Genomic DNA, 780 nt, shown 5'->3' with positions numbered 1-780 from the left:
ACACCTACGGCGGCTCGTTCCTGTATCACCTCGACAACAACCAGGTGGTGGTCGGCTTCGTGGTCGGCCTCGGCTACTCGAACCCGTATCTGTCGCCGTTCGAGGAATTCCAGCGCTACAAGACGCACCCGGAAATCCGCACGTTCCTCGAAGGCGGCAAGCGCGTGTCGTACGGCGCGCGCGCGATCACCGCGGGCGGGCTGGTGTCGCTGCCGAAGACGGTGTTCCCGGGCGGCGCGCTGGTGGGCGACGACGCCGGCTTCCTGAACGCCTCGCGCATCAAGGGCAGCCACGCCGCGATCAAGACCGGCATGCTGGCCGCCGACGCCGCGTTCGAGGCCGTGCAGGCCGGCCGCGAGCGCGACGAGCTGACGGCCTACCCGGAAGCGTTCAAGCAGTCATGGCTCTACACCGAGCTGTACAAGGCGCGCAACTTCAAGCAGTGGATGGCGAAGGGCCTGTATCTGGGCACGCTGATGGTGGGCATCGAGCAGAAGCTGCTGGGCGGCAACGTGCCGTGGACGCTGCATCACCAGCACGCCGACCACGAGATGCTGAAGCCGGCCTCGCAATGCACGCCGATCCCGTATCCGAAGCCGGACGGCAAGCTGACGTTCGACCGCCTCTCGTCGGTGTTCATCTCGAACACGAATCACGAGGAGAACCAGCCGGCCCACCTGACGCTGAAGGATCCGAGCGTGCCGGTGAACGTGAACCTGCACACCTACGCGGGCCCGGAAGCGCGCTTCTGCCCGGCCGCCGTGTACGAGTTCCAGAAGA

At 66.3% G+C, this 780-nt stretch carries 1 protein-coding gene; it reads left to right on the top strand.

Annotation, left to right across the window (positions count from 1 at the left end; all coding sequences use genetic code 11):
- A partial coding sequence (locus G3N92_RS35590; protein WP_206131961.1) for an electron-transfer flavoprotein:ubiquinone oxidoreductase occupies positions 1-780 on the top strand: 780 nt, incomplete at both ends.

This window comes from Burkholderia sp. Ac-20379 (assembly GCF_017104645.1).
Lineage (GTDB): Bacteria > Pseudomonadota > Gammaproteobacteria > Burkholderiales > Burkholderiaceae > Burkholderia.
This window is presented reverse-complemented; position numbering and strand designations above follow the sequence as displayed.